The 5,522-nt window shown below is 76.1% G+C and carries 6 protein-coding genes; 3 read left to right on the plus strand and 3 right to left on the minus strand.

Features of this window, described 5'->3' with window-relative positions; all coding sequences use genetic code 11:
• Positions 1–64: 64 nt before the first annotated feature.
• On the plus strand, positions 65–1,177 hold the full coding sequence (locus ABZ641_RS24390; protein WP_359984889.1) for an ABC transporter substrate-binding protein: 1,113 nt from the start codon (positions 65–67) through the stop codon (positions 1,175–1,177).
• On the opposite strand, the gene ABZ641_RS24395 is transcribed toward ABZ641_RS24390, so the two are convergent.
• Entirely contained in the window at positions 1,165–1,848 is a 684-nt protein-coding gene (locus ABZ641_RS24395; protein ID WP_359984891.1) for an ankyrin repeat domain-containing protein, read from the minus strand. The two genes, ABZ641_RS24390 and ABZ641_RS24395, sit on opposite strands and share 13 nt — an antisense overlap.
• A 118-nt stretch (positions 1,849–1,966) precedes the next feature.
• Between ABZ641_RS24395 and ABZ641_RS24400 the strand changes: the two genes are divergently transcribed.
• The gene (locus tag ABZ641_RS24400; protein WP_359984893.1) at positions 1,967–2,332 is read left to right on the plus strand and encodes a ferrous iron transport protein A; all 366 of its coding nucleotides are present in this window, start codon (positions 1,967–1,969) and stop codon (positions 2,330–2,332) included.
• 68 nt (positions 2,333–2,400) lie between these two features.
• Entirely contained in the window at positions 2,401–2,997 is a 597-nt protein-coding gene (locus ABZ641_RS24405; protein WP_359984896.1) for a hypothetical protein, read from the plus strand.
• Between the two features lie 34 nt (positions 2,998–3,031).
• On the opposite strand, the gene ABZ641_RS24410 is transcribed toward ABZ641_RS24405, so the two are convergent.
• Entirely contained in the window at positions 3,032–4,660 is a 1,629-nt protein-coding gene (locus ABZ641_RS24410; RefSeq protein ID WP_359984898.1) for an alpha-amylase family glycosyl hydrolase, read from the minus strand.
• Between the two features lie 197 nt (positions 4,661–4,857).
• Positions 4,858–5,522 (minus strand): DUF2993 domain-containing protein (locus ABZ641_RS24415; protein WP_359984901.1); only part of this gene is annotated, 665 nt, incomplete at its 5' end.

Consider the following 5,522-nt stretch of genomic DNA (forward strand, 5'->3'; position numbering starts at 1 on the left):
CCCGACCCGGGCGGCGGCGGGTAGCCTGCCCGGACGACGGACCGTCACCCGGGAGACGCCACGCATGAGTACGCCAGCATCGCCGCCCGAAGCGGAGCGGACCGGCGCGCCGCCCGTCCGGATCGGTGCCCTCGTCCCGCTGACCCGGCCCGGCTGGGTCGAGGCGGGCCGGCACCTGCTCGCCGGACTCGACCTGGCCGCCCGCGAGGCCAACGGCTCCGGCGGGATCGCCGGAAGGCCGCTCGAACTGCTCGTCCGGGACACCGCGGCCGACCCGCAGCGGGCCACGGCGGCCGTGGACGAACTGGACCGCCTGGGCGTGGCCGCCCTCGTGGGCGAGTACCACAGCGTCGTCGCCCGCGCCGCCGCGGCCAGGGCCGACGCGCTCGGCCTGCCGTTCCTCTGCTCGTCGGCCGTCCTCGACGCGCTCACCGATCGGCCGACCGAGGTGGTCGCCCGCCTCGCCCCGGCCCAGTCCCACGGCTGGCGGACCTACGCGGACTTCCTCCTCGGCGCGGGCCACCGCAGCATCGCCGTCGCGGCCGAGCCGAGCGTCTACTGGGCGACCGGGACGGGCATCCTGCGGGACCGTCTCGCCGCGCGGGGGGCGACCGTCGCCGAGTGCGACATGCGGGCGCTCTCCCCCGCCGACCTGTGCGAGGAGCTCGCCGACCGGCGGACGACCGCCCTCCTGCTGCTGGTCGGGGACCCGGAGCCGGCGGTGCCGATCGTCCGGGCCGTCCGCCGCGACCCGCGCCTCGCCGGGGTCCTCGTCGGCGCTCCCGCCGGGCAGCCGGAGTTCCCCGCATGGGCGGCACTGCTGGGCGAGGACGGCGCCGGGATCCCGTTCCTGCGCTACCTGCCCGAACGGCTCGGCCCGCTCGGCACCCGGGTCGGGGCGGCCCTCCGCGAACGGCTGGGCGAGGCCCCCTCCTTCGTCGCCTTCGAGGGCTACGACACGATCGCCGTCCTGACCGAGGTGCTGCGCACCCGCGGCACCGAACGGACCGGCGTCTCCGGGGCCTGGCCGCACGTCGCGGTCGAGGGCACCCGCGGAACGATCCGGTTCTCCCGGGTGCCGGGCATCGGCGTACGGCAGTGGGCCTGGCCGCCGGTCCAGGTCGTCGACCGGGATCCTGCGGCCCCCGACCGCTTCCGCGTCCTTCACTCCGGCTGAGGGCTCCCGGCCCCGGCGGGACGGGCACCGCGGCCGCGCAGACGGCGGGCCGTCTCCGTCAGACCGAAGCCGTCGGCCCACTCCAGTGCCGTCCGGCCCCTCGTCCGGGCCTCGATGTCGGCCCCGGCGTCCAGCAGCAGGTCGACGGCGGCCGGGTGGCCGGCCCGGCCCGCCGTCGCGGCCAGGACGAGGGGCAGGTGGCCGAGCCCGTTCCGGGCATCGGGGTGGACGCCGGCCGCCAGCAGCACCCGGACGACGGCGGTGTGCCCGGACGCGGCCGCCAGGCAGAGCGGGGTCGTCTCGCGGTACTCGCCGATCGGCTGCTCCGGGTCGGCCCCGGCCGCCACCAGCCGGGCCACCTCGGCGGCGCGGCCCCGGCGTACGGCCTCCTCCAACGGGATCGGCGCGGCCAGGCGGACGTCCGCGTACAGGGCGCCGTAGTGGGCGGTGAGCAGGTCCGCACAGTGATCGGCGTGCAGGTGCGAGATCCAGATCGCGTCCAACTCGTCCAGCCGGGCGTGGCGTTGCAACGGGCCGAGCGTCCCGCTGCCCGCGTCCACCCACACCTGCCCGCCCCCGCAGGACACCAGGTAGCCGGAACACGGGTTGTCCGCGGCCGGATACGGGGGCGCGGAGCCCAGCACCGTGAGGCGGAGAAGGTCGTTTCCCATCCCGGGAGCCTAGAACACGCGGTCCACCGGATCCGAGCCGATTCCGGGCGCGCAGCCCCCGCCCCGGCGGGCCGCAAAACCTGTGGAACCTCAGGCGGTGAGCGGTGAGGATCGGCCGATGACCAGTGATCCTTCTGTTCCTTCTGTAGCCGAGGCCGCCGCCGCGGACCGCGAAGCACTGCGGACCGTCCTCGGCCGTCCGCTCCCCCACGACTGGCCGGACGGGGCCTGGGCCGCAGGCCGCCGCGTCACCGTCGTCGGCGACGAGGCGTTCGAGGGGCCGTGGCAGCGGGAGTTCCGCGGGACGATCGACGGCTTCGCCGCGCCGCAGCCGATCGAGCACCGCCGCGCCCGCCCCGGCGACCTGGCGTACTGGATCGCCTTCGACGAGCCCGAGTACGACGTCGACGGGGACGGCCCGTACCGCAAGGCCCTGATCTGGGAGCACCACCTGCGCCCCGATCCCGAGCCGGCGGAGGGCTGACGGGCGGTCACGGCCCGGTGCGGCCGGCGGCCGGTACGATGCACGCCGGACGACCGGGGGGAGCCGCGGTGTACTGGGTCGGGCTGGCGTTGTGCGTGTTGTTCGGCGGTGAACTGGGGGCGGTGGCCGCGGGCATCGCGGACACCAGCGTTACGCTGATCGTGATCAGCGCGAACCTGGCGCCGTGGACGGCGATGCTCGGATTCGCGCTGCTGCTCGCGGGCCGCCGGCGGCGGCAGGAGGCCGTGGCGGGCCCGGTGCGGACGGAGGCCGCGATGGCCCGGATCGAGTCGTCCCGGGCGGTCGGCGAGGGCCCGGAGATCCCGCTGCAGCTGGATCTGACGGTGGCACCGACGGGCCGTTCCGCGTACCGGGCGCACGCCACGGCCGTGGTGAACCTGATGGACCTGGAGGACTACCGGGCCGGCCGGACGGTGGTCGTGGACCACGATCCGGAGCGGCCGTGGGACGTGCGGGTGCGCCGGCGGTCCGGCGCGGAGTTCGCCGGCCGGATCGCCCTCGCCAAGATCGACACCGCACCGGTGGAGACCCGCCGCAGCGCCCCCGCCCGCACCCGCGAAGCGGGCGGCATCCGGCTCGGCCTGCTGGCGGCCCTCGCCGGGGCGCTGCTCTCACTGGTGCCGTTCCACGGCTTCTACGGCTGACGGCTGACGGCATCCGGCGGGACCTCCGCGGGCGTCAGGTGCGCAGGTCGAAGACGCCGTAGGAGAAGCCCTCGGCGCGGATGCGGGAGCCCTCGACGGTGACCCGGTCGACCTCCAGGGGGCGGGCGCCGGACGGGGCGACGCCGGGGGCGAGGGAGGCTTCGGCGGGATCGCGGCGCGGGTTGACGACCACCAGGTGGGTGCCGCCGCGGAGGTAGACGAACGGGTAGCCGCTGTGCAGGACTTCGACTCCGGCGCCGGCGCCCAGGGCGGGGTGTGCGCGGCGCAGCGCGACCAGCCGCCGGACGCGGTGGAGCAGCGAGTCCGGGTCGGCGAGGGCGGCGGCCACGGTGGGGCGGTCCTCGGCCGGGTCGATCGGCAGGTAGAGGCGGTCGGCGGGGGCGGTGGAGAAGCCGGCGTTGGGGCCGTCGTCCCACTGCATGGGGGTGCGGGAGCCCTGGCGGACCTGGCCGTCGTCGAGTTGGGCGCCCTCCTTGTCGGGGGTGCCGGGCACGTACCGCATACCGATCTCGTCGCCGTAGTAGATGGTCGGCAGGGTGGGCCAGGTGAGTTGGAAGGCGAAGGCGGGGGCGGTCATGTCGCGGGTGCGGGTGCCGCAGGCGAGCCGGGAGAAGTCGTGGTTGGCGGTCGGCAGGGCGACGTGGCCGGAACCGGCGACGGCGGCGGACGCGGACTGCCAGGCGGCGAGGAAGGGCTCCATGCTGCCGCCGCCCTCGGGGGCGAAGTAGCAGGGGGCGGTGCCCCAGTCGGCGCGGTGGCTGCCCTGGGCGTTGCCCCAGAGGGAGCGGAGCGCGTCGCCGACGAAGTGCAGGAAGAAGTCGGCGTGGAAGCCGGCCGGGACGGAGACCGCGGGGTCTCCCCATTCGGCGACGAGGGCGCAGTCGGGGTAGGTGGTGTCGATCCACTCGCGCATCTCGGTCCAGAGCTTGCCGGTCTCGGCGAGCCCGGGGTCGTCCTTGACCAGGGAGAAGGCCATGTCGACGCGGAAGCCGGCGATGCCGCGGTCGAACCAGTACGCCATGATCTCGCGCAGCGCGGCCCGGTTGGCCTGCGGGCCGGGGGCGTCGACGCCCTGCCGCCAGGGTTCGTCGGGGTGGGGGCGGGCGTAGCCGAAGTTGAGGGCGGGCTGCACGGGATAGAAGTTGGCGAGGTAGTAGCCGTCGCGGGCGCCGGGGGCGGGGATCCAGTGCGAGACGGGGGCGCCGATCCGGTCGGACCAGATGTAGCGGTCGTCGTCGGGGTCGGCGGCGGAGGCGGTGAACCAGGGGTGCCGGTGGGAGGTGTGACCGGCCACCAGGTCGAGCATGATGCGGATGCCGCGCCGGCGGGCCTCGGCGACGAGCCGGACGAGGTCGTCGTTGGTGCCGTAGCGCGGGGCGACGGTGAGGTAGTCGGCGACGTCGTAGCCGGCGTCCCCGAAGGGCGAGGTGAAGCAGGGGCTGAACCAGACCACGTCGACGCCGAGCCGTTCCAGGTGGTCGAGGCGGCTCAGCACACCGGGGAAGTCCCCGATGCCGTCGCCGTCGGAGTCGGCGAAGGTCTGCGGATAGATCTGGTAGATCACGGCGTCGGCGAGCCAGGCCGGGGTGCGGCGGCCGGGCGGGGCGGGGACGGGCCGGTGCGGCGGTGTCGGCTGGGTCATCGGAGGCGGTTCTCCTTCGGCGACGGCGAACAGGGGCCTTCAGGGCATGCTGCCAGGCCCCTACCCCCCGGGCCCGTCGTGGACGCGGCCGGGTCGGGTCGCCGGTGCCGAATCGGACACGCGACCCGCCGCCGGGTGGACCGGGCCGGACGGGCCGGACGGGCCGAGGACGGCGGGTCGCGTGTCGAACGAGGATGTCAGGTGAGGGTGGTGCGGTCGGCCCTCGCGTGGACGGTGAGCCCGTCGCCGTCCACCGAGACGCTGCTCGCGGCCAGGCCGATCGGCAGCTCCGGCAGGGTGCGGTCGCGCTGCTGGAAGACCGCGGCGAAGCGGGTGTCGGCCGGGTCGAGCGGTCGGCCGGCCAGGGTCGCGGTCGCCGGGACGACGGTCACGGTGTGTCCGGTGAGCCGGACGTCGGCGGTGACCTCCAGCGGCAGGCCGAGGACGCTGCGGGCGAGGTGCAGCCGGCCGTGGTCGGCGGTGACGGTGGAGTCCGGGCCGAGTGCGGTGGCCAGTGCGTCGAACGGGACGGTGAACCGTGCCTCGGCGCCGGCCGCCGTGTAGTGGCCGGACCGGTCCGAGACGTCCCGCAGGTCGACCCGGGCGGCCACCGGCAGTCCGGCGGCGGTGTGCGCGTCGGCCCGGACGGTGACGGCCGGGAAGGCGCCGCGGGCCGCCTCCAGCAGGAACGGGAAGCCCTCGACGGTCACCTCCGGCGTGCCGACGACGGCCGGCTGCCGGTCGGCGACGCGGTGGGCGAGCCGGTCCTCGGCGGCTCCGGCGGCCACCCGGTCGGTGCCGAGCGCGGCGGCGGCGAGGCCCGCCAGTGCGGCGGCGGCCACCCACCGCGGACGGATCCGCC

It is taken from the genome of Kitasatospora sp. NPDC007106 (assembly GCF_040634455.1).
GTDB classification, from domain to species: Bacteria; Actinomycetota; Actinomycetes; order Streptomycetales; family Streptomycetaceae; genus Kitasatospora; species Kitasatospora arboriphila.

Coding starts and splice junctions, on each gene's coding strand:
- ABZ641_RS24390 (WP_359984889.1), top strand. CDS start 65: ATGAGTACGCCAGCATCGCCGCCCGAAGCGGAGCGGACCGGCGCGCCG.
- ABZ641_RS24410 (WP_359984898.1), bottom strand. CDS start 4,660: ATGACCCAGCCGACACCGCCGCACCGGCCCGTCCCCGCCCCGCCCGGC.
- ABZ641_RS24400 (WP_359984893.1), top strand. CDS start 1,967: ATGACCAGTGATCCTTCTGTTCCTTCTGTAGCCGAGGCCGCCGCCGCG.
- ABZ641_RS24395 (WP_359984891.1), bottom strand. CDS start 1,848: ATGGGAAACGACCTTCTCCGCCTCACGGTGCTGGGCTCCGCGCCCCCG.